This is a genomic window from Hyphomicrobium sp. (assembly GCF_035548195.1).
Classification (GTDB): Bacteria; Pseudomonadota; Alphaproteobacteria; order Rhizobiales; family Hyphomicrobiaceae; genus Hyphomicrobium_B.
Window position 1 is genome coordinate 76,368 of record NZ_DASZTY010000017.1, and the last position, 26,605, is coordinate 102,972.

Annotated in this window: 21 protein-coding genes; 13 read left to right on the forward strand and 8 right to left on the reverse strand. The window is 57.0% G+C overall.

Translation table 11 applies throughout. The features are described from left to right. Window positions 1-55 precede the first annotated feature (55 nt). Complete coding sequence (locus VHB22_RS04915) at window positions 56-1,372, reverse strand: GGDEF domain-containing protein (RefSeq protein ID WP_325455847.1); 1,317 nt, start codon at window positions 1,370-1,372, stop codon at window positions 56-58. A gap of 259 nt (window positions 1,373-1,631) precedes the next feature. Between VHB22_RS04915 and VHB22_RS04920 the strand changes: the two genes are divergently transcribed. Then, window positions 1,632-1,916, forward strand: coding sequence for a hypothetical protein (locus VHB22_RS04920; protein WP_325455848.1), 285 nt, complete (start codon window positions 1,632-1,634; stop codon window positions 1,914-1,916). Between the two features lie 23 nt (window positions 1,917-1,939). Here VHB22_RS04920 and VHB22_RS04925 read toward each other — a convergent pair whose 3' ends face one another. Together VHB22_RS04925 and VHB22_RS04930 are read right to left on the reverse strand one after the other, a co-directional pair. After that, window positions 1,940-3,907 carry a hypothetical protein gene (locus VHB22_RS04925; RefSeq protein WP_414652703.1) on the reverse strand — a complete coding sequence of 656 codons (1,968 nt, stop codon included), beginning with the start codon at window positions 3,905-3,907 and terminating at the stop codon, window positions 1,940-1,942. Between the two features lie 137 nt (window positions 3,908-4,044). Next, window positions 4,045-5,157: a DUF2778 domain-containing protein gene (locus tag VHB22_RS04930; RefSeq protein WP_325455849.1), complete on the reverse strand. Its 1,113-nt coding sequence runs from the start codon at window positions 5,155-5,157 to the stop codon at window positions 4,045-4,047. A gap of 702 nt (window positions 5,158-5,859) precedes the next feature. On the opposite strand from VHB22_RS04930, the gene hmpA reads away from it, so the two are divergent. The 6 genes from hmpA (at window position 5,860) to rfbA (ending at window position 12,447) form a co-directional block, all read left to right on the forward strand. Continuing rightward, a complete protein-coding gene (gene hmpA / locus VHB22_RS04935) occupies window positions 5,860-7,086 on the forward strand; it encodes an NO-inducible flavohemoprotein (protein ID WP_325455850.1) in 1,227 nt (408 codons plus the stop codon). 266 nt (window positions 7,087-7,352) lie between these two features. Next, window positions 7,353-8,867 carry a threonine ammonia-lyase, biosynthetic gene (ilvA, locus tag VHB22_RS04940; RefSeq protein WP_325456141.1) on the forward strand — a complete coding sequence of 505 codons (1,515 nt, stop codon included), beginning with the start codon at window positions 7,353-7,355 and terminating at the stop codon, window positions 8,865-8,867. A gap of 107 nt (window positions 8,868-8,974) precedes the next feature. After that, window positions 8,975-9,526 (forward strand): dTDP-4-dehydrorhamnose 3,5-epimerase, encoded by a 552-nt coding sequence (gene rfbC, locus VHB22_RS04945; protein WP_325455851.1) that lies wholly within the window; start codon window positions 8,975-8,977, stop codon window positions 9,524-9,526. A 22-nt stretch (window positions 9,527-9,548) separates the two neighbouring features. After that, window positions 9,549-10,637, forward strand: coding sequence for a dTDP-glucose 4,6-dehydratase (gene rfbB, locus VHB22_RS04950; protein WP_325455852.1), 1,089 nt, complete (start codon window positions 9,549-9,551; stop codon window positions 10,635-10,637). Next, the gene (gene rfbD, locus VHB22_RS04955) at window positions 10,637-11,575 is read left to right on the forward strand and encodes a dTDP-4-dehydrorhamnose reductase (protein WP_325455853.1); all 939 of its coding nucleotides are present in this window, start codon (window positions 10,637-10,639) and stop codon (window positions 11,573-11,575) included. The genes rfbB and rfbD overlap by 1 nt, the downstream gene beginning before the upstream one ends. After that, on the forward strand, window positions 11,572-12,447 hold the full coding sequence (gene rfbA, locus VHB22_RS04960) for a glucose-1-phosphate thymidylyltransferase RfbA (protein WP_325455854.1): 876 nt from the start codon (window positions 11,572-11,574) through the stop codon (window positions 12,445-12,447). The genes rfbD and rfbA overlap by 4 nt, the downstream gene beginning before the upstream one ends. Window positions 12,448-12,541: 94 nt before the next feature. Here rfbA and VHB22_RS04965 read toward each other — a convergent pair whose 3' ends face one another. Beyond that, on the reverse strand, window positions 12,542-14,041 hold the full coding sequence (locus tag VHB22_RS04965) for an amidohydrolase family protein (protein WP_325455855.1): 1,500 nt from the start codon (window positions 14,039-14,041) through the stop codon (window positions 12,542-12,544). Between the two features lie 350 nt (window positions 14,042-14,391). On the opposite strand from VHB22_RS04965, the gene VHB22_RS04970 reads away from it, so the two are divergent. The 3 genes from VHB22_RS04970 (at window position 14,392) to VHB22_RS04980 (ending at window position 16,378) form a co-directional block, all read left to right on the forward strand. After that, window positions 14,392-14,688, forward strand: a complete 297-nt coding sequence (locus tag VHB22_RS04970) for a hypothetical protein (protein ID WP_325455856.1) — start codon at window positions 14,392-14,394, stop codon at window positions 14,686-14,688. Window positions 14,689-14,846: 158 nt separating this feature from the next. Beyond that, window positions 14,847-15,227, forward strand: coding sequence for an SHOCT domain-containing protein (locus VHB22_RS04975; RefSeq protein WP_325455857.1), 381 nt, complete (start codon window positions 14,847-14,849; stop codon window positions 15,225-15,227). 128 nt (window positions 15,228-15,355) lie between these two features. Beyond that, window positions 15,356-16,378 (forward strand): AI-2E family transporter, encoded by a 1,023-nt coding sequence (locus VHB22_RS04980; RefSeq protein ID WP_325455858.1) that lies wholly within the window; start codon window positions 15,356-15,358, stop codon window positions 16,376-16,378. Window positions 16,379-16,401: 23 nt separating this feature from the next. Here the strand turns inward: VHB22_RS04980 and VHB22_RS04985 are convergent, their stop codons facing one another. Genes VHB22_RS04985 through VHB22_RS05000 form a run of 4 tightly spaced genes read right to left on the reverse strand, consistent with a single transcriptional unit; the run spans window position 16,402 to window position 21,293 of the window. Then, window positions 16,402-18,144, reverse strand: a complete 1,743-nt coding sequence (locus VHB22_RS04985) for a metallophosphoesterase family protein (RefSeq protein WP_325455859.1) — start codon at window positions 18,142-18,144, stop codon at window positions 16,402-16,404. A gap of 43 nt (window positions 18,145-18,187) precedes the next feature. Beyond that, complete coding sequence (locus tag VHB22_RS04990) at window positions 18,188-19,639, reverse strand: GntP family permease (protein WP_325455860.1); 1,452 nt, start codon at window positions 19,637-19,639, stop codon at window positions 18,188-18,190. A gap of 4 nt (window positions 19,640-19,643) precedes the next feature. Further along, entirely contained in the window at window positions 19,644-20,696 is a 1,053-nt protein-coding gene (locus VHB22_RS04995; RefSeq protein WP_325455861.1) for a patatin-like phospholipase family protein, read from the reverse strand. A gap of 30 nt (window positions 20,697-20,726) precedes the next feature. Then, window positions 20,727-21,293 carry an HdeD family acid-resistance protein gene (locus tag VHB22_RS05000; RefSeq protein ID WP_325455862.1) on the reverse strand — a complete coding sequence of 189 codons (567 nt, stop codon included), beginning with the start codon at window positions 21,291-21,293 and terminating at the stop codon, window positions 20,727-20,729. A gap of 892 nt (window positions 21,294-22,185) precedes the next feature. On the opposite strand from VHB22_RS05000, the gene VHB22_RS05005 reads away from it, so the two are divergent. The 3 genes from VHB22_RS05005 to VHB22_RS05015 all read left to right on the forward strand — a co-directional run bounded on the left by VHB22_RS05005 (window position 22,186) and on the right by VHB22_RS05015 (window position 26,510). Next, window positions 22,186-24,300 (forward strand): TonB-dependent siderophore receptor, encoded by a 2,115-nt coding sequence (locus VHB22_RS05005; RefSeq protein WP_325455863.1) that lies wholly within the window; start codon window positions 22,186-22,188, stop codon window positions 24,298-24,300. Window positions 24,301-24,420: 120 nt separating this feature from the next. Next, window positions 24,421-24,951, forward strand: coding sequence for a hypothetical protein (locus VHB22_RS05010; RefSeq protein ID WP_325455864.1), 531 nt, complete (start codon window positions 24,421-24,423; stop codon window positions 24,949-24,951). Between the two features lie 2 nt (window positions 24,952-24,953). Further along, window positions 24,954-26,510, forward strand: coding sequence for a PepSY-associated TM helix domain-containing protein (locus VHB22_RS05015; protein WP_325455865.1), 1,557 nt, complete (start codon window positions 24,954-24,956; stop codon window positions 26,508-26,510). Window positions 26,511-26,605 lie beyond the last annotated feature (95 nt).

A 26,605-nucleotide genomic window follows, 5' to 3' on the forward strand; every position in this document is an offset into this window, starting at 1 on the left:
CACCGGATTATTTTTTAGATGCGCTTACGAACGTGACCTACCAGCAGGCGTTAGATCATGCGCGGCGCATCAATCGGCCGCGGCGGGGAAGACGCCTCTCAGGTACAATTCGGTGTTCGACAGCGACGCTGTACAGGTCTGCGCGCTTCGATGCTGCGGTGGTTTCGGATTCTACGGAGATGTCTGCGAACGAGGATGGTGCAATTTGCCTGTTGGGGTAGAGCACCGCGCGGTTCCGTCCTGCTTTTTTTGCCGCGTACAATGCTGTGTCGGCACGACGCATCACTGTCGGCAATTCCGAGTAATCCATTAAATGCGCTATTCCCGCGCTTACGGTGCAGTGAAAACGGCCCGCTCGTGAAACGAAGGCTTGTTCGGCGAACCTTCGCAGGACGGATTCGGCAACGATCGCGGCAATTCTCTCTGGAGCGAATGGGAGCAGAATCGCAAACTCCTCGCCTCCTAGCCGCGCGGCCGAATCTCCATGACAGACGGATTCTTTCAGTATGGTCGCGAATTTTTGCAGCACGGCGTCGCCCATCTCGTGACCGTGCAGGTCGTTCACTTGTTTGAAATAATCGATGTCAAAAACAATTATGCATGCTGATGCGGGAAGCTGCTTTGCCCGGTTGAAAAGCGCTCGTCGGTTGAACAACCCCGTCAATGAATCGGTTTCGGCATCGCGTTGATGGCGCCGTGCGACACGGGTCTGGTTCAGTCCGAGCGACAATGCACCGATGCCTGCGATGGCCGTCAAACAGACAATCAGATTGACGTTTTCCGCCCAGTCCTGGGGCGCGTGATTCATGACCCAGCTACGGTCTGCGACTATTACCGCGGCGCAAAGCAGGAAAGAGACACCAGTCGCCGCGTAGAGGAAGGAAAGCGTGCTTATCAAAAGCGCGGCTTCCGACCGCCAGCGCCAATATTCGTGTGCGGTAGCAAATAAGATGAGGGCCGCAGCGACGTTGAAGGCGATGTAGGACACGCCGTCGTATCCCAAAAACATGGGGACGGCCATGGTCACGGCTCCCGTCAATGTGGCAGCAACCATTTTGAGAAACGGGAGGGCGCCGGTGCGGAACTGGTGCGCGGCACCAAGGAAAAAGACCAATCCCAGTTCGAGCGCAGCGAACGAAGTTGCTCCAGCAATCGGTGAGAAGCGCCTGACGAACTCCTCATAACCGAAGATGCTGAAGACGAGGAAACAGGCGCCGATGGCCCATGTCATCAGCACTTTATCGGCGCGTGAAACGAGCCAGCTGACGAAGAAGGTCAGTGCGAGTCCGGCACTGCAAAAGCTGAGCGCCATCAGAAGGGAATTATAGTCGAGAAGAATCATGCGCGCACAATAGCAAGAAATTCTCGGCACTGATGACCACGAGCTCTTAACGCGAGCTTTAAAATGGCGCTCTGCAGACAGGAGGAGGGGCCAAGCAACGTCGGGGTTCTACGGACCGTGCAATTCCCGAGGTTTTCGGTGCGGATCCACCGATTGGAGTGGTGCGCCAATCGAGACATATCGTGACTTTACGGAGGCATTTATCCGCAAGTGAGCGGACACTGCGTACATGCCACAATTCGGGCGGTCTGGATGCGGTTGTCTCGCCTTTCACTCGGGAAATGTTACGGTGTCAAAATTCGTTTTTTCTATTGTTTTAGGCCTTCAATTATTTTCCACGGCCGCCTTTGCAGACAGCGTGACATGCAACGGTGATTTTCAACGGTTTGGTCATCGATGGGAGGCGACGAAGCTCTGCCAGCGGCGCGCCGTCGTCGCAGCCGCCGCTGCCGATGGCGTAAAAATTGCCCGGAAAAGCGGTTCCGGCGGCGAAACGATAGAAGAATACTGCCGCGAAATCGGTCACGATCGCATGGAGACTGCGGCATACTGTGCGGCGTACAGCCCGGATTGAATATGTGGACAGGGTCGGCTGACCTATCCCCGTGGGGGACGCCGCCGCTCGTGGAACCACGTTCTATACTCGGCCATTTTTCCGCGCTGGACGGTGGGTGCGTGGCGTTTGCACGTTGCGGCTTCGTCACTTTTCGGCGGAGCCCCCCATCGAAGTTCGACGCAATCGTTGACGTTATAGGCCATCTCAAGCTCGGGGGTTCGCTCGACGATGTCCTTTAGTGCCAAGGGCCATTGCGAGCCATCACTGCGCGTATATGAAAATCTACGCGCCTCCAGCTCGGAGCTAAGAAGGCTTTCGAGGGCGGCCTTTACTTCGGCGGGACTTTTTCCCGCCGGCATCGCGTAACGTTCAGGACGACGCGCGACGCGATCGGGGAATTTGCGGACGACATCGATCGCGATGAGGAGACGCAGATCGCGAGACGGCGTGGCGAAATCTTCCCAGGCGCCGGTTGTCTCAAAGATCGATGCACCATTCGGCATCGATACAATCCCGCCCCCGCCGTTCTGATACTTACGCCCATTCTCGACGGACGTGACACGAGTTTTGACTTGTTCTTCCAGTGCCGTGATCGCTTCCTTCATCGCTCGCTCCGGATCGAGCGGCGCGGGCGACATCACGTCGTCCATGCGATCGTAAAAATCGTCGACGCTCAGATGTGATTGCTCGAGCGAGAAGTCGCCGTATTGGGTATTTTTGGAAATCTCGGCATTGGTCAACCGGCGCAGGCTGCCGTTCTTGGCTGCGACAATTGGACGAAAGTGCTTGAAGCCCGGGCCGCCGAGTGCCGGGTTTTGAGCAAAAAGAAAATTACCGCGCCAGAAGCGCTTGCGTGCAACCGTTCCGTCTGGCTGGCCATCGACAGCCAAGAGGACGCCCGCTGCATCCGCAGTCTGAGCAATGCGCTTCACAAGAACCAGGACATGGCCGTAGGGATCAGCGTAGATCGTACCGGGGCGCAATGTGTCTTGCGTGAGCGGCACCGGATAATAATCCGTGTTGTCGTCGTTGCCGGCCGTTCGGCCGGAGCCCGAGTGGACGGCATTCGCGACGGTTGTGCGCAGATAATATCCGAAGCCTTGGACGAGTCCCTTCGACTGAGGGAGAACTCTCACTGCGGAGGCGGGAGCTGCGGGCTTAGTAAATGTCTCCAGGAAGAATCCCGATCCGGCTTTTGCGGCCTTCTGCGCGGGCGGCGCCGGAGGCGTCTCTTGCTTTTCGATGCTCCACCATGACGGACATCTTGGCGCCTTGCCGCCACCGCCGCGCGTGCACTTCGAATAGCCGAACGGTAGTCCCATCTTAAACGCGAAGTAGGCGCGCAAAAAATATGGGAGGTCGGCACAATCGGGCCGGTAGACCAAGCCCTTCTCGTCCTCGCGAAGGCCCAGATGGTTGAAAAGGACATTGCGGGATTTGTCGCGCAGAACTTCGTGCAGGGCAGGCCAAGAAAGTTCTTCATCGAGCGGAGCGTCGAAAAGCTTTTCTATCCATGCCGAATAGAGATCTTCGGTTTTGCGGTTCCACGAATTGCGGATGGGCCAGACGCTTCTTCCCGTTGCGCGGGGAGGAGGTGAGGCGACGGTGTGGACGGCGATTTCTTGCGTTATCGGGTCACAGTTCGTCGATGTGCCGGCGGGCGTGAGCTTGGCATGCCACGTTCCAACTGCGGGTGAGGCGACCTCAGCGAACCAGAAATACGGGGGGCCACCGTGACGTTCATTGGATTTGATCGCAACGGAACCGTCGGGGCCGGTCAGCGTAAGCGCGGCGTCGAGAGGCTTTTCGGCGGTTATCACGACGCGCAGGGGGGCTGCTTTCGACGGCGAGAACGGCGAAGAGAGAATTGCAATATTGGCAGAGTCCGCGCATTCCTTGGCACTGCTTTTCGCATACGCGTCCGTCAGCCAGCCGAAGCTCGCGACTAGAACGCCCAGGATCGGCAATAGCGCCGCGACGCCCGGTGTAGATTGGCGTTGAGGAAACAACCGAAGCTCCCCGTGCTCCCCTCGATGGTCTCAGTTCATGTGAAAGCTTTGTTCAAATCATGGAGAGCGAGGGGATTTCTGGAGCTTGTCGCCGCGCATCTTTCAAGTATCGGAATTGATTGCGAAATTTTTAAAAGTCATTTGAAAAGCGACGTGAGGGAGAACGTCGAAGCGACGACAATCGGCGGGTTTTCGGCGACCTTCGGGTAGGGCTCGTCGATATAAACGTTCACGCCCGTTATGCGGCCTTCCTTTATGAGTGAGGCGACGTAGGCCCAGCCCTTGGGCTCCAGGCCTAAACATGCTTCCGACATTTCGCCCTTCAACCGCTCATGAATGGCGATGTTTCCGCGCGAGAGGATTGCCGCGGTCTGGCGCGGAGTAAATCTGTCCCGGTCCCAAAGTTTTGTCAGATATATTCCGACGACGTTGCGCTTGATCGTAGGGCCCCAGGTAATCCGCTGTCCCTTCGACGTGAATGTATATTCCCCTGGCGGCAACGGGCCGACCGCTCGCGTTGCCAGGCAATCCGGATCGGGGTTGTTCCTGCATACTTCCCTGCCAGAGATCGCCCATGCGATCGTCTGGCCATGCGCTCGTGGATCGGCGGTGATCACAAACAGGCGTCCCGTCGTTATCGTGTAGCCAAGGCGGAAGCTCGGCACGCTCGGAGGCACCTCGTGGACCACGTCTTCGAACGGATTGCAGATCTCGCCGCCGGTCAGCTTTCTCGGAAAGCCTTTATGCTGGATTGTGACATAGTCGACGCCGGGAGCACAGTCCCATTGAGGCAGCACCTTCTTGTTTGCGATGCTGATCGGCGGCGACGCCTTTTGCGGAGTAGCCTTGGGAAGTGCGGCAATCTGCGGCTTCTTCGCAGGCGGATGAGGTTGCGCAGTAGGCGCCGATGGAATTGATTTGGGCAGTTGTCTGATCTGTTCGCACCGCTGTGACAGCTTTGGCGGATGAATCTGCTGCACGGCGAGACGCCGTGCGACGATACTGCTGGCGCCTTTTGCAATGTAAGCTTGAATCAGCGCCTGCTGGACTTCGATCTGCTCCGGCGACAATTCGAAAATGCAGTCTTCGTAGATTTCGTCACCGACCTTGCTGAAGAAATCCGCGATTTGACCTGCAGCTGCGGCCGGATCCTGGCCGGCCTGCTGTGGTTGCACTTGTCCTGCAGCGGGCAGGATCAGAAAACACAGTCCGCATACGCCCCAAGCGGTTCGCAACAGAACGCGGCTCATCGTGGCGGCGGTCCAATCTGCGCCACGGCCGAGCAAAGTCCGGTTCCGATCACTAGCCCTGGAATGGTTCATCTGGGCTACATAAGACATGAGTCTTGGCAAGACCGAGGCTATAGGGCCCATCCCGTTCAATTTGCTTTCACCGCATTCGCTCTTATTTTCAAATACGAGTAAATACGTGCGACTCGGCAACGCGTCATCTTCCATTCTTGTCGGTCAACGCGGGTGCCGGAGTCTGCATCTCTCTGATCGTACCTTGTTCCCGGCGGTGAGAAGCATGCCGGTTCGATCGTTCGGCGGAGGGACATTATGGGTGCCCTATGCAATAGGGGCGTGGAGATTTCCAGGTTGGTATTTGGCAAGTGTTCCGTGCGGCGACTTGCCTTGTCGCATAAGATGTATAATTCCAGCATCTTTATATTCGTACAGCGTCCTACGGACTGAGAAGGTGCCTTATGACCTTTGTTGCTGCGATCAACGAAAACGCGTCGCTCAGAATTTCGGAGAGGCCGTATCGAGGTGTTCGCGTTGCTTTCTGGCACAAGCTTGCTTCGCCAAGGGCGTCGTCGCCGTCTTCACGTCGCTGATGAACTGCCCGTATCCGGCACTCGCGAAATTTCCGGATTCAACTCCGGATCATTGGCGAGTTCCGATTAGGACAGCATCTCTCGACTAACATCTCCGAACGAAAGGAACCGGACAATGCAAAAGCCGCTCTCCGCGGAAGCGATCGCGCGCGTCAAGGCTACCATCCCCGCGTTGGCTGTTCACGGCCCGACCATCACGAAGGTGATGTACGAGCGCATGTTCCGAGATGAACACATCAAGATCCTCTTCAACCAGGCCAATCAAGGCGAGGGCGGCAAGCAGGTGCATGCACTCGCGGGCGCAATCCTGGCGTATGCACAAAATATCGATAATCTCGGTGTGTTGACTCCGGTTGTGGAACGTATCGCACAGAAGCATATCGGTTATGATATTCTTCCGGAGCATTATCCGTTCGTCGCAAAGGCGTTGCTCGGGGCGATTGGGGAAGTCCTGGGGGAAGCTGCGACAGAGGACATTCTCAATGCGTGGGGCGAAGCCTACTGGTATCTTGCCGACATTCTGATAGCGCGTGAAAAGGCTATTCGCGACGAGATCAATCAGCTCGATGGCGGCTGGACGGGTTGGCGAAAGTTTGTCGTTGCGAAGAAGGTTCGTGAAAGCTCCATCATAACGTCGTTTATTCTAAAACCGGCGGATGGTCGCGCCGTAATGCGCCACAAGCCCGGACAATATCTGACGTTCCGATTCACGGCGGCGGAGGGACTTCAGATGAAGCGCAACTATTCGATATCTTCAGCCGCAAACGGTGAATATTATCGAATCTCGGTGAAGCGTGAAGCTAACGGCCAAGGCGGCTCTCGTTACTTGCATGATGTCGTCAACGTCGGTAGCGAGCTTGATGCGACACCGCCGACCGGGGATTTCTTTTTGCCGGACGCGCCAGAGCGGCCCGTTGTCCTTCTCTCGGGTGGCGTGGGTTTGACGCCAATGGTGAGCATGGCCGAGACGATCGTTGCGCGCCATCCAAAACTCGAGACGTATTTTGTGCATGGCACGATGAACAGCCAAACGCATGCCATGGCCGATCACATCAAGACTCTGGCAGAAGCGCATGGGCGGACGTCCATCGCAACCTTTTATAGCGAACCTGGCCGCGGGGATGCACCCGGGAAAACGCATGACGCCGACGGCTTCATTACGATCGATTGGCTTCAGAGAAACACGCCGCTCGATCGTGCCGATCTTTATCTTTGCGGGCCGACGCCGTTTCTCAGAGCCTTCGTAAATGGCCTTGGACGTAAGGGTGTGCCGTCCGAGCGTATCCACTATGAATTCTTTGGTCCGGCTGACGATTTGCAGACACCCGACGAACAAGGATGAATCCCGGTGCGCCGGCTCCCTGAGGGAACGGCAGGCGTTGCCAGGGTGAATTCTCCAAAAAGTTACGCGGATTTCATTGTGATGGGCGCAGTATGGCGCCCATCATTGTCTGCGACATTGTCAGAACTATTTTCTATCCGGCGCAACGCAAATAATGGCGACTGGGCTTGCTCGACGCCCTCGGTCGTGCTGGATCACCGAATGCGGCGCTCGAATCGCTGCGTCGATATCCGGCTCAACCGCTTCCGAACGCCGTCAGGTGCCCTGTGATCGATTACGTTCGTAGAATTCTCGATGCCCGCGTCTATGACGTTGCGGAGCGGACGCCGCTCGATCCGATGGTGCGGCTTAGCAAACGGATTGGCGCTTCCGTCTATCTGAAGCGCGAGGATCTGCAACCTGTTTTCTCTTTCAAAATCCGCGGCGCTTACAATCGCATCGTACAGCTTTCGAACGAGGCGAAGGTCGCTGGCATCATTTGCGCTTCGGCCGGCAATCATGCGCAGGGAGTCGCGCTTTCCGCTCATAAGCTTGGGATCGTCGCGACCATCGTCATGCCGGTGACGACTCCGACCATCAAGATCGAGGCGGTTCGGTATTGGGGCGGTAAGGTCGTCCTGCATGGCGATACCTTCGACGAAGCGTATGAGCATGCGTTGCGAATGGCGCAACGGCAGGGGTTGACGTTCGTTCATCCTTACGACGACCGCGATGTGATCGCGGGACAAGGCACCGTTGGCGTCGAGATTTTGCATCAACACCCCGATCCCATCGAGGCAATCTTCGTTCCGATCGGCGGCGGCGGCCTCGCCGCAGGCATTGCCGCGTATGTCAAATTTCTTCGTCCCGAAACCAAGATCATCGGCGTCGAGCCTGCGGATGCGGCCTGCATGAAAGCTGCGATTTCCGCCGGTCATCGCGTGGTGCTTGATCGTGTCGGGCTATTTGCCGATGGCGTCGCCGTGCGTCAGGCGGGTGAAGAGACATTTCGCCTTTGTCGCGAACTCCTCGACGATGTGCTGGTGGCTGATACGGATGCCATGTGCGCGGCGATCAAAGATATTTTTGAGGACGTGCGTGTCCTTTCGGAGCCTGCCGGTGCTCTGTCGCTCGTGGGGTTGAAGTCCTATGCTTTCGCCAATCCGCATCGCTCCGGTTCGCTCATTGCTATCAACAGCGGCGCAAATTTGAACTTCGATCGTCTGCGCCATGTAGCGGAGCGTGCCGAGGTCGGTGAAGCGCGCGAAATTCTTCTTGCCGTCACCATTCCCGAAGAGCCCGGCAGCTACCGGCGGTTTGTTCAGGTGTTGGGAAACCATATCGTTACGGAATTCAATTACCGCTATGCGGAAGGCAGCCAAGCCCATGTTTTTGTCGGCCTGAAGCTGGCGGATGCCAAGCGCGAGAAGCCGGAGATCATTGCCGAACTTAAAGCGCTGGGTTACGAGGTGATCGATATCAGCCTCGACGAAACCGCCAAGCTTCACATCCGATATATGGTCGGAGGACGGGCGCAGGGGCTCAGCGACGAGCTGATCCTACGGTGTGAGTTCCCGGAAAGACCGGGTGCTTTGCTGAAATTTCTTGATGGCGTCGGCACGGATTGGAACATCACGTTGTTTCACTATCGCAATCACGGCGCGGATTACGGCCGGGTTTTGGTCGGCATGCAGGTACCCGTCAGCGATCGGTCACGTTTCTTCAAGAGGATGGCGTCTCTCGGTTATCCATATGAAGACGAGACGGCGAATGACGCTTATCGGCTGTTCCTCAGAAGCTGAGAAGCGTCTGGCCGCAAATATCAGACGGCATCCGGAAATGACAATTTGCGCGAACAGTGATCTCATGGTCTTGAACGTCCGTGAGCATCGCATGGGGGTCCGTCAGTGTGAAAATTACACAATTCTCCCTACCAGGTGTCGTGCTTGTGGTACCTCGGCGTTACGAAGATTCCCGAGGCTATTTTGCCGAGCTCTATAGTCAGGAGCGGTTTCGCGAGGCCGGTATTCCCGACGTCTTCGTGCAGGATAATTTCTCTTTATCCGAAAAGCCCGGGACCATACGCGGGCTTCATTTTCAGCTGCCTCCCCACGAACAATCGAAATTGGTGAGGGTAAGCCGCGGGCGGATCTTCGACGTCGTGGTCGATCTCAGGCCTTTTTCGCCGACCTACAAGGCTCACGTAAGCGCCGAGCTTTCTAAAGAGAATGAGACTCAGATCTATGTGCCGGCCGGGTTCGCTCACGGTTTCTGTACGCTCGAGCCCGACACGGAAGTCGTCTACAAAGTTTCCGCCGCTTATGCCCCGCAATCCGAAGCGGGCATTTTATGGTCGGATCCGGAGTTGAACATTGCGTGGCCCTTCGCTCCGGATGCGGTGACGATTTCGGAGAAGGATAGGAATTTGCCGCTGCTGAAAGAGGTGGGGCCGGTTTTCTGAGCGCTTGAGGGGAGGGCTCGCGATGCGCGCACTGGTCACGGGAGGTGCCGGTTTTATCGGGTCCGCGCTCGTTCGATATTTGGTTCTCGAACGCGGCTGGGAAGTCCTCAACGTCGATAAGCTGACGTATGCCGCCAATCCGTCTTCGCTCGCGACCGTGACAGAGAAGCGGAATTATCGCTTTATGCAGGCCGACATCTGCGACGCGAGCGCGATGGATCAGGCGTTTTCGACCTTTCAGCCGGACGCCGTTTTTCACCTTGCTGCGGAAAGCCATGTCGACAGATCGATCGCGTCGGCCGCCGACTTCGTAACGACAAACGTTGTGGGAACCTACGTTCTGCTTGAGGCTGCTCGCAAATATTGGGACGGCCAACGGCCGGACGCAATGGCGCGTTTCCGGTTCCTGCACGTCTCGACCGATGAAGTGTACGGTAGCCTGGACGACGGAAAGTTCTTCACGGAGGAAACTCCATACGAGCCGCGTTCGCCCTATTCGGCGACCAAAGCCTCGGCGGATCATCTCGCCAGTGCGTGGCGCGAAACCTATGGTATGCCCATATTGATTAGCAATTGCTCCAACAACTATGGGCCGTACCATTTTCCGGAGAAGCTCATCCCGCTCATTCTATTGAATGCACTGGAATTTAAATCGTTGCCTGTCTACGGCGACGGCCGCAACGTCCGGGATTGGCTCTATGTCGACGATCACGTGCGGGCGCTTGCTCAAATCGTCGAGTTCGGACACGTCGGTGAAACCTACAATATCGGGGGGCGGGCGCCGATGCAGAATATCGACGTCGTCACCAGGATTTGCGACGTACTCGATACGCTTCGCCCCGGTCCGATGCCGCGCCGCGGACTGATCACCTTTGTTCCCGATCGGCCCGGACATGACCGTCGTTACGCGATCGATCCTGGAAAGATCGAGCGCGAACTCGACTGGCGCGCGGAAAAGACGTTCGACGAAGGGATTCAAGCGACTGTTGAATGGTATCTGGAAAACGAGTGGTGGTGGCGGCCGCTGCGCGAGCACGTCTATCCAGGTGCGCGCCTCGGATTGCTTCCGATCAAGAATGATCGTCTAGCACTTCCTGAGTCGGTCCAGTGATGCGGACACGCTTGCGCGTCCTGATCGTCGGAAAGAGCGGTCAGCTTTCGGCGGCACTGGCCGAGGCGTTCTGCCCGGCAGTATTTGATGTCGTTCGCGTCGGCCGGCCTGAGATTGATCTTGCAGCGCCGAGGCCGGTCTTCGCCATCATAAAAGAAATGCGACCGGATATCGTGATCAACGCCGCCGCTTATACGGCGGTCGATCAGGCTGAAGATGAGCCGGAAGCAGCGCAGGCGGTCAATGTCGCTGGTGCCGAGGCTGTCGCAAGGGCGGCGGCGGAGACGGGAGCGGCAATCATCCATTTCTCCACCGACTATGTGTTCGATGGGATGGCGGCAAGGCCCTATGCCGAGGATGATGTGACTTCGCCGGGTAACGTCTATGGGACTACGAAGCGGGATGGTGAGATCGCGGTCGCCAACGCAAATCCGAGGCACGTTATTTTTCGCACCGCCTGGTTGTTTAGTCCATTCGGCAGCAATTTCGTGAAAACGATCCTCAGACTTCGCACGCTGCAAAACGAGATTGGGGTCGTGGATGACCAACGCGGTTGTCCGACCTCTGCAACCGATCTTGCGTGTGCCGTTCGGGATGTCGCTGTAAAGCTAGTCGGTTCTCCCGAAAGCAGTTCGCCCAACATATTTCACGCGGTCAATGGCGGGAGCACGACGTGGTACGGCTTTGCGGAGAAAATCAACGAATTCGCGTCGGCACGAGATAATCGGATCGTCGCCGTTCGGCCAATCGGAAGCAAAGATTATCCGACCCGGGCGCGTCGGCCCGCCTTGTCCGTGCTGTGCGCGGAGAAGCTTTCAGCTCATTACGGTCTCCGGCTCCGCCCGTGGGAAAGCGCGCTTCGAGACTGCATCGATCGGTTAATGCTGCTTACGTCCTATCGGCAAGAAGCCGCACAAATCGAAGGGACCGCAAATTGAGCTGTCGAAAAGGGATCATCCTGGCTGGCGGGAGCGGGACGCGTCTTTATCCGTTGACCCTGGCGATTTCGAAGCAGCTGCTTCCGGTTTACGACAAGCCGATGATTTATTATCCGTTGTCGGCGCTCATGCTGGCCGGCATCAGAGACATTCTGATCATTACAACGCCGCAGGATCAGCATCTTTTTCAGAAGTTGCTGGGAGACGGCACGCAATTCGGAATTCGGCTGAGCTATGCGGTGCAACCAAAACCCGAAGGGCTCGCGCAAGCATTCGTCATCGGACGCGACTTCATCGCCGGAGAAGGATGCGCGCTTGTTCTCGGTGACAACATCTTTCACGGACAAGGATTTGGAGAGATGTTGCGGTCAGCTGCCGCTCGGCCTTCAGGCGCAACGATCTTTGCCTACGAGGTCGCTGATCCGCAACGATATGGCGTCGTCGAATTCGACGCTGAAGGCCGTGCACTCTCTCTGGTCGAAAAACCAAAGGAGCGGAAGTCGGATTGGGCAGTCACGGGCATTTACTTTTATGACGCGCAGGTGGTCGAGCTAGCATCGCGGGTGACGCCGTCTGCGCGCGGCGAGCTAGAAATTACGACTCTCAATGAGATGTATCTATTGAAGGGGGCGCTCCACGTCGAAAAGTTCCGGCGCGGGTTTGCGTGGCTCGATACGGGAACGTTCGACAGCTTGCGTGATGCCAGCGACTACATCGCGACGATCGAGCGACGTCAGGGTCTCAAGGTTTCGTGCCCCGAGGAAATTGCATTGCGCATGGGATTCATTACGGCCGATCAACTGAGGCGCTCGATGGGGCGGCTGGGCGACGGGGCTTATGCCGCATATCTCGAACGGGCGATCATGGGGTAGGGGGCTCAACAGTTCGGCTTCAGCGCATTGCGTTCGCGAAGCGCCGCTTGCTTTGCCCGGTTGCCGCGGCTGGGGGATGTCGCGAGCACGATGCTTATCGATTGCGCGGTTGGCTCCCGGTTCCAATGAGCATGTTTTTATATATCTTCCCGTCCTTCATGATCACTACAAAGTTTTTGTGCGGATCTTTGACGAGATCTAAATTCTCCAATGGATCACCGTCGACCAGAAGCAGATCGGCGAGTGCGCCTTCCTGTACGACCCCAAGTTTGCCGGGATATGGATTTATGAACCCGGAGAGCGCCATCAACTCGCCGTTGTCCGCTGTCGCCATCTTTAGCGCTTCCGCCGGCGTGTACCAGCGCGCCATCATTGCAAGATAGGATCCCTGCCGGCTCGCGGCGCCTGCGTCGAACAGGATATCCGTGCCCCACGCCGTCTTGACGTTATACTTTTTCGCAAGCCTGTATGCGTTTTCCGTCCCGGCAAAAACCTGCAGCGCCTTCTTCTGTGACACGGGGCTCATCCGCGAAAACACATCCGCGTCGTACGTTAGAGGCTGCATGCTCCACCAGATGCCTTTGTCCGCCAGCAACTTTGCGGTGGCGTCATCGATCAGCTGCCCGTGTTCAATGCATTTGACGCCGGCAGAAATCGCTTGCCGGATAGCGCGCGGCGTGTAGGCGTGGACCGTTACGTAAGTTCCCCAGTTGTCTGCGGCCTCCACCGCGGCGCGAAGTTCCGGCACGGTGTATTGCGTCGACTCAATCGGATTATAAGGGGAGCTGACGCCACCACCGCCCATGAGCTTGATCTGGCTCGCGCCTTTTCTCAACTGTTCGCGTGCACGCAGCCTGACTTCATCGGGGCTGTCGGCGATTGCTGCAATGCCTTCACGCTCGGAATAGCTCAGAGGTCCGCCGAGCGTGCGTGGAAGCTCAAAGGAAAATCGAAAGTCTCCATGTCCGGATGTCTGCGAAATGAAGGCACCCGAGGGGTAGATGCGCGGACCGATTGCAATACCTTCGTCGATCGCTCGTTTGAGCCCAAACACGGGGCCGCCCAGGTCGCGCACCGTTGTGAAGCCTCTCATCAAGGTCGCTTCGGCTTGGTGTGCGGCCAGCAGGTGCACATATGAAGGCTGCGCCGTCATAAGTATCGACATTGACGCGGCAGCCATGAATGCGTGCCAGTGCACATCAATGAGGCCCGGCATTAGCACGCGGCTCCCTCCATCAATGACAACGACTTTGGCGTATTTGCCGGTTGCGATTGGTTCGTTTGTGATGCGCCGAATGATGTCGCCTTCGACGAGCAAATTCATAGAGCCCGAAAGCTGAGGGCTTTTGCCGTCGAATATTCGGACGTTTTTGAAAAGCGTTACACGGTCATTTGTCTTATGGGTAGCGACGTCCGCCTCTTCAGTACCTGGAGCCGCAAGTTCGTAATCTTGTGCATCAGCGGGTCCGAAGGATACGATGGGTGCTACACTGGCAAATAGGATAAACAGCGCGGCCCTGAGTTTATCAGAGAAACGTCCGAACGAAGATTTGGAAAGGCGATTCTTGGCGTCCAGTGTAATGTTCGCGATCATGAGACCACTCCTGGATTTCGTTGGACGGGCTTCGGGGAGCGCGATGATGCGCTGCCGGACTACGGGGTCAACGGATATCTGTCGTCACGGCGAAAGATGGCGAACACGATTAATTTAGGCTGGCGATCATCGACACACAGTATCAAGGGATTCTGAACGCCGTCCGGAGGACAGTTTGCAAACTGTCAGAAGTTTGAATTAACTGCAGACATTCGTTTTTCGCGAAGCCGTATCGAAACCTCCGCTACGTTCGCCTAAACAAAAGATGATTTTGATGCGTGCGAGTGCTATTAATTTAAGTAGACGGGGACACTTTGGGAGCGAATTGCCGACAACCAAGGAGTTCCAAAATGAAATTGATTATAGCCACGGTCTTTTCCGCGCTCGTGCTTGGGACAGCATTGGCGCCAGCGCTTGCAGATGATCAGTCGACAAACGATCCTGCTCGCCACAGGATGGGTGATGAAGGCAAGTTGCCTGCAACTAACAGCGCGACCAGTCGCGTTCCGGAAATGGGAGCGGGTACTGGCGAAAGCAGTGGAACATCAGGCACCCATCGAATGGGTGATGAAGGTAAACTGCCAGCGACGGGCAATATGAGTACCAGGGTTCCCGAGCAGGGTGCCGGTACGCAAAATCCGAAATAGCATAAACCCTCTCCCTAATTTCGATGTGAATGACCGGAACAGCGCGATCGGCGATTTTGCCGATTGCGCTTTGAGTAAGCCGTGCATCGCAAGCGACGGTTCCCTCGTCGTCCGTACCCAGACACATTGCCAAACAGTTTATAACGGTGGAGACTTTCATGCTGTTCGATGGTGGGTTCACGTTCGCCAATTTTCTTGTCGATGCATTCGCCGTTTTCATGTTCTTTGTTTGGATTTGGCTTCTCATCGTAATATTCAATGATCTTCTGAGCCGCCACGACGTTTCGGCATTGGGCAAAGTGGCTTGGGTCATTGCCCTCATCGTCTTACCGTACATTGGGATTTTCGCTTATATCCTCACGCAGTCGCCAGGGATGGCTGAACGCAGGGAGGCGCAGATCAGACATGCACAAAGCCAATTTCGACAGGGTGCTGTCTTCAGTCCCGCCGATGAAATTGAAAAGCTCGGTCGGTTGAGGTCGAGCGGCGCAATATCGAATGCGGAATACGATCGACTGCGAGCTCGTTTTGTGCAGTAAGAGAAATGTGGTTGCGGGCGCCCTCTCAAGCGCCAAGGACCTCGCGAACTTGGCATTCGTCGATTACCGTCGGCGGCAAGCTCAGACATTGCAATGTGACCGCTCCTGACTCTTATCGCCGATCGGAAATGAATCGCTCGCTCGTCGCGACGGTTGGTGTCTGTGCCGCTGTTCTTGCGGCCTGGGCGCTTTCTGTCGCGCAATCGGTATTCGCGCCGCTTGCATTCGCCCTTTTCGTTATTGCGGTCGTGTGGCCCTTGCAGCGGCGGTTACAACTGGATCTCCCGCGGCTCGTCGCTCTAGCGATCACAATGGCCGTTACTACCCTCGTAATCGTTGGATTTTTGTCGCTTGTTGCTTGGGCTGCAAATCGTGTCGGCCGTTTCATCGTCAGCGATGCAGCGCACCTTCAGGCGCTCTACGCATCGTTCGCCGTTTGGCTGGAGGAGCATGGTGTTGCTCTTGCTGAACTATGGACGGGCTATTTTAGCGCCGATCGGCTCATTCGCTTCGTCCAGCAGCTCGCGGCGCAACTCCAGACTGCCGTCAGCTTTCTCATCGTCGTTTTCATTTATGTTCTGCTTGGCCTGCTAGAAGTCGGCGACGCTTACAAAATTCTTCGGAACTGGCGGCGCGGACGATTAGGCGAGGTTCTGCTCGTCGGCGGGGCGCGAACGGCATCTAAACTTCGACGGTATATGTTGGTCCGGACGCTGATGAGCGTCATGACCGGCCTTCTCGTATGGGCATTTGCCTGGCTTGCGGGTTTGCCGCTGGCGGCCGAGTGGGGCGTCATTGCATTTGCGCTCAACTTCATCCCGTTCATCGGGCCGTTCATAGCAACCATGTTTCCGACGGTGTTCGCCGTTGCGCAATTTGAGTCGTGGCAGATGGCGCTGGTCGTCTTTGCGTGCCTCAATATCATCCAGTTCGTCGTTGGCAGCTATCTTGAACCGCGCTTTGTCGGAAGCGCGCTCTCGATCTCGCCATTCCTTGTTCTGTTTGCTGTTTTCTTCTGGGCGTTTCTATGGGGTATTCCCGGTGCCTTCATCGGCGTTCCCATCGTCATCGCGGGCCTTACATTTTGCGAACAGGTTCCGTCAGCGCGGTGGGTCGCCGATCTATTTGGTCAACCGAGCGATAGCAGCTGATGGAGGTGCTCCCGCTTCGGAGGTCAACTCGCCGGGTCTCCGTGCAAAACGATGCGTTCCGGCGCGAACAGGCCAAATCTGCCATCCGGTCCTGCGCCGAGATGATGAATGTAGAAATACGTAGCTTTGTCATCCGTCACATCCATGACTGGCGACGGCGCTGACACGACGGTCAGGTCGCCACAACGTCCGATCCAGTCGATATGGCGATGCCCGTGCATAATGATCACTCTGTCGGCCAGGCGCTGCATTCGCCGGACAAACCATGTTCCGTTGACAAGCGCTGTCCCGATCCGCTCGGACAGTGCTTTTGCCGGTTTGGGATATTCGACCGCGTGGTGATGCAGCGCCACGATCCACTTGGCTTCGGGAAACCGCGTGACCATCTTTTCTAGGATCGAGGTCTGTTCCCATGACACGAGGCCAAGCGCATTCGTGAACGAGAAGTGTGTCTGGGCATTGGAATCGAGCAGAATGACGCCGAGATCATCGGGTGTTTTCGGCAGCAACACCATCGGAAAGGCGTCCGGCCAAATCTTGGCGAGCTTCCAGGCTAGGCGGGTTGTACCCTTGTCGGCAAAATCCCTGACCTGATCGATGTGCGTTTGAAGGGCTTCTTCCAACGTCGCCTTGGGCTTGCCCGTCTCCGCGTCGGCAACGTGCACGCGCTTGCCTTGTAAGCCGCATATCGCAGAAAGCGCGCGCATCTCGCGCAGGCGTCTCTTTGGGCTTGTCGGCAAGTCGAAGCGGGCAGGATTGGCGCGATCCACAACGTTGAGATCGTGATTTCCGGGAAGCAAGACAAGTATGTCCGCCAAGCCCGGATACGGCGCCAACGCTTCGATGAACTCCGCCCATTCCGATGAACGACCGGCGTCCGTCATGTCTCCAGTAATCAGAATGACATCGAGCGGATTGCGCGCATGGGCGGCATCGAGCGCCGCGAACGCTTGCTGCAGGCGTTGGTTACCCCTCGGACCGGATCGTCCGCCTTCGATGCGAAAGCCGAACCGTTCACCCACGACGTGGATGTCGGACAAGTGCGCGACTCGCCAGACTTTTCCTTTCGCTGGCGCAGCGGGGAGGTGGGCGATATCGCGTGGCTGGGGCATTAGCGTATCCGCGACGGCCCAGGCCAATCCGGCCATGGCGAGATAGAGAACGACGATGACGACGCTATTGAAGAGTGCTGCGTGGGCGAGGTGGGTGGGCGCCGTCAGATCGGATAGCGAGCCGGTCCAGCGCGTATTCGGCCACGCAAGAGTAGCAATCCACAGCGAAAAGCCGCAGATCAGCATGCCGGATATGGCTGCACATATTGCGCGCGTCCTGTCTCGAACACGTGGCTCGACGTGTGCGGGCAAGAAGCGTTCGGCGAGCTGGCGCAGTGCCTCTCGCGATATCGCATAGATTGGCTGGACCGCGAGGGCGTTCAATGACCAGAAATTTGTCTCGATGATGCGCCACAACGGTCTGCCGCCGTACCACGCTGCCGCAATCAACAAGGCCAATAGGAGTGGAGGCAGCAGGCCCGTCGTTATCGCCGCAACTTTCGATGAAACGGTGCTGAGCCAAATCGATGCGAGCAACGGCGCCGCACCGAGCAGGACTGCGGGAATGATGATGAGAGCTATCCATGCGGCAATCAGCTTTGGAATGCTAATTTCGGCAAGCAAACTTCCGGCGAGCGAGATAAGCGTCCGGTGCTTCGTGCTCGATGTATCGTCCTCTGCATCACCCCAGCGTGGATCGATAATCGGGCGCATAAATTTCTTTCGCTCAAAGGATCATGCGGGATAGCAACATAGTTCAGAACGATCCAAATATCGTGCCTAATATGATCACCGTAGCCAATGCGAGAAGTGCGCTGACGATTGCGACCATCACAATGTCGAAATAGCTTTCGCGATGTGTCGAGCCGCAGACAGCGAGCAGCGAGACGACAGCCCCGTTATGCGGCAGGCTGTCGAGCGTCCCGGAGCCGATCACGGCGACGCGATGCATAAGGGCCGGATCAATTCCGTGCTGAGCCGCGAGATTCATGTACGTCGGGCCGAGCGCATCGAGAGCAATCGTCAATCCGCCCGACGCCGAGCCGGTCAAGGCGGAAAGGACGTTTGTGGCAACCGCAAGCGAGACGAGCGGTCCGCCGCCGATGGATAGCACCCAGTCGCGCACAACTGCGAATGCGGGCAAAGCGGCAACCACCGCGCCAAAACCGACCAAGCTCGCAACGCTGAGCGCCGGCAACACCGAAGCATTGGCCCCCGCGTCCATGCTCTCGCGAAGCGCCGGCAGGCGCGTCCGGTTCGTGACGATGAGCGTTACAATGGCTGTGAAAAGCGCAACGATCACCGACCATACGCCTCCGATGGCCGATAGCGATGTGGCGCCCCACCGAGGTTCCGCCAGGAATGTTGCATCGATCCTTGGCAGGACAAATATCGACACCAGAAAATTGATGCCGACGACGACGAATAGGGGCAGGGCGGCTAACGAAATCGGCGGCAGTGCGGCGCTGCGTCGGCCTTTGCCGATCTCTGCCGGATCGAATTCCCGAGCAACGGTTGCGCGCTCGCGCACGAGTTCGTCGGCGACAGACTTGTCGATGTCAACGTCAAGCGTGCCGGCTCCCTCTCCGGCGGCGCGCGCTGCGCTCTCCGCCCGTTTGAGCCACCACAAACCAAAACCGAGCATGACTGCAGATGCGATGATCCCAAGCCCGGGAGCGGCAAAGGGTGTCGTACCGAAGAACGGCATCGGAATTGCGTTTTGAATGGCAGGTGTTCCCGGCAATGCCGACATCGTGAAAGTGGATGTTCCGAGCACGATCGCCGCGGGCATAAGCCGAAGCGGAATGTCGGCGTCGCGAAACAATGCCCGCGCCATCGGCGCCAAGACAAAAAAGGCAACAAACAAACTTACCCCGCCGTAGGTGACGGCTGCGCCCGCGAGCACGACGGCAAGTATGGCGCGCTTCGTGCCAAGACGCTCCGTCATGAATTGGGATATTGCTGTCACTGACCCGCTGTCTTCCATCAACTTGCCGAAAAGAGCACCGAGCAGGAAAATCGGAAAGAACTGCGCAAGAAAATGGGTGGCGCTGGACATGAACGTTTGCGTCCAGTGTGCGAGCAACGGTTCGCGCGCGAAAGCCGCAGCCAGGAGAGCTGCGGCGGGCGCCAGCAGCAGAATGCTCCATCCCCTGTACGCAAACCATATGAGAAGTCCAAGGCCGACAAGGATCCCAAGAAGGCCCATTGCATCAGATTCCTTGCATCAACGCATCGAAGTCGAAGGAGGATCGCGATCCTATATTCTTTCCATCACGTTCGATGAAAGCCTCGGCGGAACGGCGCCCTTCATCACGCAGCATGCATAGAAATTCCCATTCGGCGTTTAGCTTCGATGAATAGCCAAGAGAAAGCATCTTCTCGCTGGTGATGCGGTGAATGCGCATGTTTGCCCAAAGCTTGCCTTCGCAGTTGCCCGGGTCGGCGACCTGCCTCAACATCGCAATCATGCGCAGTTCTTTCATCAGGACCGAATTGAAGGAGACTTCATTCAGGCGATTAAGGATGTCGCGCGCCGATCTAGGTGTTTCGGAACGTTCGATCGGATTGATTTGCACGAGGATCGTATCCTTAGAACTGCATTCGCGGACGAGCGGCGTGATGGTCGGATTTCCGGAATAGCCGCCATCCCAGTAGCTCTTGCCGTCGATCTCGATGGCCTGGAACAGCGTCGGCAGGCAAGCAGACGCGAGCAGAACCTCGGGTGTAATGTCGGCATTGCGAAACACGCGTCCTCGGCCGGTGTGCACATTGGTTGCGGTGACGAACAATTTGATTGGCGCGCGCGCAAGCCGGCCGAAATCGATATTCTGTGCCAGTATCTCGTGAAGTGGATTGGCGCCTCCGGGGTTCAAGTCGTACGGCGAGAACATTCGCGACATCAGATCCATCGCGACAAATACCGGCGACGTATCGAGCGTCCAACGCCCCAACATGACGTCGAGAGGCGTGCGGCGAAAGGGGCTGAGAAGTGCCGCTTGAGATACGTTGCGCCAATACGTTTCCAATGCGGAACGCGCGCCTTCCGCTCCGCCAGCGGCGTGGCCATCGACCAGAACAGCGGCATTCATAGCGCCCGCCGACGTACCGGAAATGCCGTCGATAGTCAGCCAAGGCTCTTCGAGCAAGCGGTCGAGCACGCCCCACGTGAACGCGCCATGGGAGCCGCCACCTTGCAAGGCGAGATCTACGAGTCGTGCGTCACGTTCGGGAGTTTTCCGAACGCCGGGTTTTGCGGCAGTCATTAGCGCTCACGGGGGAAGCCTGGAACCTTATCAGGTTGGAGCTGTGTGCCGCTCCCGGCGTAGTCGTCCGCCTAGAGAAATCCACCACAAGCCGTGAAGTACGAGATCAATACCGACGACGGCACCTAGAACCCATAGTCCGCTGAGCGGCCACTTCGACAGGATAATGAGCCCGGCAGCGATGCCTACGATTCCTGAAAGGAGCAGCAAGCCTCCGAACCACTCCCAGTATTGAAACGCCTGGACGATGCGAACGACGCCGGAAGCGATGAGGGCCAAGGCGAATACCAATGTAAGGGTTACCGACGCCCGCGCGGGATCCGTCACAAGCATCAATCCGGCGACGATATAGAGAGCGCCAACGAGTAGTCTCAGAAAGAAGCCGCGCCAGTATTGCGCGGAGAAGGCTTGGATTATTTCGGCTGCGCCAACCACGAGCAGCAGAACGCCGATTAGAAAAGCACTGATCACGGTGGCGGCCACCACGTCACCGAGGACGAAGAAGCCGGCAAAAACGAAAATCACGCCGACCAGAATCGCTCCCCACCAACTGGGGTCTGCTTTCGAGTGTGTCTCTGGAATTGGGTTCGCAGTCATGACAGATCTCCTCAATATCTATGAGAGGGAGTCTTCGAATGTTCGGCTGGAGATTGTTGTTCGTATCACTGGCGTGAAGCGACGGTCGCGCTCCTCGCCGACGAGCGGGCGGAGCGTTCAGCCCACACTAGTTTTGGTGTGCATTTGCCAGCGAGTTTTGCGTCGCGGAAAGTTCTTCATAGCATGGACTCCTTGGTGTTCGGCGATGAGCCGCCAAGTGTCCCCCGTCTATCCGCACTATAGAGATGATCTATATCGCCTGTCTCTGAGAATGTGATGGAGCATCATGCGGAGCGAATTTCGTTTGCGATAGGGCGCCGGATTTAAATCGATTTCGTCCGGTAAACGATGTTTCCTGAACCGACCGTTAGTCTTAATGCAGATTCCTTCCACGACGCCGCTTGGGCGCAGAGTCAGCCCTTTCGAGCGAAACGCGCGAGCGCAGTGTTGTTGCCGATTAGACGCACTGCGAGCGGTCTCCGCGAGAGCGCAATAGTAAGAGATTGATACTATACGATATAAGTATACAAAAACCCCCGCTATTGGCGTTCATTTATGTGTTTGATGGACGTTTTGGTCACATGGGGATGGGGGCTTCAAAGTGTACATTGCTTGGCGCATCGGGTGCGCGTGTGGAATTGTGTCGTCGGTCATCGCACTTTCCCCAGCCTTAGCTCAAGATTCGCCGCCGCAAGATACGGCACAATCTCCCGCTGCTCCAATTCCTATGCCGCAGGTGACCATCGCGACGGACAAAGCGCAGCGTGCGAAGAAGGGTCCTTCCAAGAAAAAAGCGGTAGCGTCAAAAAAGTCGACTGCGCCTCCGAAAAGCGCAAGCGCGGCGCCTCCCGAGACAGCCTCGGCGACCGCAACGATGCCGACGCCAAATCCCATGTCAACATTGACGCCGCCAGCTGCTTATGCCGGGGGACAAGTCGCGACGGGGGGCCAGCTTGGCATGCTCGGCAGCCGCAACCTGATGGATACGCCGTTCAGCCAGACTAGTTATACGGCGAAGACCATTCAGGATCAGCAGGCTCGCTCTGTTGCGGACGTGCTGTTGAATGATCCTTCGGTGCGGGCCACGCAAAGTGCGAGTGCTGGGTACGGCCAGGACACGTTCTACATTCGCGGCTTCTATTATGACGTCGGCGAAATGGGATTGAACGGTCTGTACGGCATCGCCCCGATGTTTACGACGCAGCCTAATTATATCGATCGCATCGAGGTTCTGAAGGGACCAAGCGCGCTGTTGAACGGCATGCCGCCAGGCGGGGCCGTCGGGGGCAGCATCAATCTTGTTACCAAGCAGGCTCCCGATGAGCCGATCACTCAGGTCACGACGACGTTTCAATCTCAGGGTCTTGTCGGGACCGAGCTTGATTATGCACGGCGCTATGGCTTGAACAAAGAATTCGGCGTGCGGTTCAACGGCAGTTATGGCGGCGGCAACACCGCCATTGACGATCAGTACAACGAACTGGGCAATGCCGTTCTCAATCTCGATTATCGCGGTGAGCGTCTCCGTCTGTCGGCGGATGTCGGCTACCAAGCGAACGATTTGGATGGCGTCCAACGATTTATCACCGTTGTTCCCTCTGCCTTTGGAACGGTGCCTCCTATACCGCCTTTCCTTCCGATGTTGGACGGAACGGTCCCCCCGGCGCCCAAAGCCGGATCGAACTATGGAAACCTGCCGTGGTCATTCTGGAACACCGACGCGACGTTCGCGACGCTGCGCGGGGAGTACAAACTCACGGATCACATTACGGCTTACGGAGCTTACGGCTGGAGCGACAACAATCTCGACTATCTCTTCGCGTCGCCCGGCCTGCTTAATGGCAACGGGGATTGGGTTTCCTATCCGCTTAAAGGCTATGCACTGACTCAGAATTGGGCCGGTACGGCAGGCATCCGAGCCGACTTCGATACCGGTCCTATCAATCATCTCTTTAACGTCAGCTATTCCAAGACGATGCGCGACAACTCCGCCACGTACCACATGGGAGCCGATACATCGTGTTTGCCGCCGCCACTCAACGCTGTGTATTCAAATTATAGTATCTGCTCGAACCTCTACCATCCGGCCGACGTTCCGAGCCCAACGGCCTTCGGGCCCACGATCCGTACGTTGGCGGAAACCGATCTTTCCAGTGTCGGCGTATCTGATACGATGTCGGCCTTGCATGACCGCATTCAGTTTATGATTGGTGCGCGACGCCAGACGGCCGGTGCGGAAAACACCAATCTGATAACGAACACGATAACGTCCTCAACCGACGCCTCGGTCTGGAGCCCTGCCTATGCGTTGGTGGTAAAGCCGATCCGCAATGTTTCGCTCTATGCGAATTACATTGAGGGTCTGCAAATGGGAACGACAGTTTCCCAACCTTACCTAAATGCCGGTGAGGTGATACCGCCATTCCAGACAACGCAGAAAGAAGCAGGAGTGAAGGTCGATTGGGGAAGCCTTAGCACGACGTTCGCGGCGTTCGAAATCGAGCGGCCGTCGCTCATCGCGGCCAACAATTATCTGACCCTAGACGGCGAGCAGCGCAACCGCGGCCTTGAATTCAATGTTTTTGGCGAACTTACGCCGACGCTGCGTTTGTTGGGCGGCGTTACCTTGATCGATGGACGCCTGGCGAAAACCGCAGGAGGTGTCAACGACGGCCACAAGGCGCAGGGCGTCGCCGATACGAATGTTAACATCGGCGCCGAATGGGATACACCAATCCGCGGGCTGACGCTGACCGGCCGCGCGATTTACACAAGCGATGTTTATATCGATGCTGCGAACCATTATTCTATTCCCGATTGGACGCGCTATGACGTCGGCGCACGCTATACGTTCGATAGTCCTTGGAACGGGAAGCCGACGACGATTCGTCTCGGAATCGAAAATGTCGCCAACTCAAATTATTATGCGGCTTCGTACTCGGGAGACGGTATTGTAACAGTCGGGGCACCGCGCACCTACCTCGTATCGACGACAGTCAACTTCTAATCCGCACTTGGGTCTAACGTTCCGAGTGACGAATAATTACGAAGAGTGCAGGCTTAACGCGGAGATGCAAATATTTTTTCCTCGGCGCTCGTGCTGACAATCCTGTCCGCGCTCATCGTTATGAGCATCGGTCTCGCCTTGTTGCGGGCGAGTTGGTTGAGCAGGCGCAAGCCGCATCTGCCGTTTTTGATTGGCGGCTGGCTGTTTATCGTTGTGAGCTTCTTCATTCTCGGGCGCGAATTGAGCGGCGAATTTGTGGTGGCCTACGGTCTACTCGCGCTTGCAGTTCTCGCCTATGCCGCTGTTGCACTGACGGTCGAAGTTAGGGGGAAAAGAGCAAGCGTAGGGGTGTCTGTCGCGCTCGAACCAGAAGTCCGCCGTACCGATTGGAAACGAGCCACCGCGAAAAGCATGCTCGCTATCGTGCTTGCCGGTATTGCGGCGATCGGTATCGGTGTGGCATTCGCCGTCGCGATGCCGATGGAGGTTCAGGATCGGATTGTCATTGGCGGCGTCCTGGTGCCTGCGCTATGGGGAGGCGGCATGGCGTGGACGCTCGCGGACGCCAAACTCCTGCGAGCCACGATCATTTTGCTTAGTGTTTCAGCCGTAAGCTATGCCGTTGCCTTTTTACCCAAAATTTTGATGTGAGGATGAGCCTGAAACCTATAGCTCACGACGTGGCGAGAAAGCGGAAACGACCGCTGCTGTCGTCTAAATTCGTGCAAGCCATGCTCGCCGGGCACTCGGCGCTCGGTCTTGCGTTTGCCGCTTTGATCTACATCGTGTGCTTGACGGGTACCCTTAGTGTCTTTCTCCCAGAGTTTCATCGCTGGGAACAGCCAAACGCGCCTCTCGTCACCGAGCCCGTCAGCGCGAAAGCGATAACGGAAGCGGCGTGGGCCGCGCACGGGCAGGCGTTAATCGACGATGCCAGTCAGGATATTTTTCTCTCGTTTCCGAGCGCGTACAATCCGCGATTTGTCGTCAACTATTTCAATTCGGCGACGAGAAAAGATGGGGAATGGGTGGCCGACGGCGATGGCCGATTGGTTATGCGCGTCGTCGCGCCGTTTGCCGATTTTCTCGGCGAACTGCATACGCAGCTTCATCTGCCACGGACGTTGGGATTTTTCATTGTCGGCTTGACGGGGGTCGCACTGCTGTCTTCGCTGATTTCGGGGCTGCTCGCACATCCTCGCATTTTCAAGGATGCTTTTGCTCTACGCTGGGGTGGTTCGAATAGATTGCAGCAGGCCGATCTTCACAATCGGTTGGGGGTATGGGGGCTTCCGTTTCATTTCGTTGTGTCGTTGAGCGGAGCGCTTCTCGGCCTTTCGACATTGATCGTCGGCGTTCTCGCGATGGCCGCGTATAATGGCGACTCCGATAAAGCGTTCGCAGCCATCCGGGGACCACAACCGATTGTCACGGGACAACCCGGGCCAATCCCTGAAGTCGGCCCTATGATCGCAGACGTGCTGCGCGAAAAGCCGGATGCGAGGCTGGTGTCTATTCACTTTCAGCGGATAGCGACCTCTGGACAGCTCGTCTACGTGAAGATGCGGACGCCGGGGCACCTCGCGTTCGGAAACACGTACTACTTCGATGGCAATGGCAAACGCATTGGGCAAGGCGGTTTGGAAGATGGAGGCGTCGGACAACAGATTCTTGGCGTGCTGCAGCCGCTCCACTTCGGTTGGTTCGACGGCATCGCCGCGAAGATTTTATATGCAGTTCTTGGTTTGGCGCTAACGATTGTTACTCAAAGCGGCGTTGCGATCTGGCTTGCGCGGCGGCGTGATAAGGGCCGCCCGGCGGAACGATGGGAAAGAATTTGGTCCGGCCTGGTTTGGGGACAGCCGTTGGCATTGGCGATTACGGCGACTGCCGCACTCTTTACGGGGCGAGCGCTGGTTCTCATTTATCTCGCTGTGACGATCGCGGATATTGTGATTGCCGTTTCGGTCAGCAGCGCTTCGCTCGTTAAAAAAATTCTACAGGGCCTGACAGCGGCTACCTTAGCATGTGTTGCGGGGGTTCACTTCTACAAATGGTTCGCTGTCGCAAGCGATCCGGCCTCATACTGGATCGATGCCGGATTGTTGGTAGCGGCCGCGATCTTTTTGGTCCTCACCTTTCGAACTCGGCGCGTAACAGGACCATCATATAGCCTTTCACGGGACGCAGAGACGGCGATCGCAGGCTGATGAAGCAGTCGAAGCCGGCTACTAGCCGACGATGGCCGAATAAGACAAACTCAACCTAAGTAATGGCTTTTCGAGCTGCCTTCGGTTCGATAAGC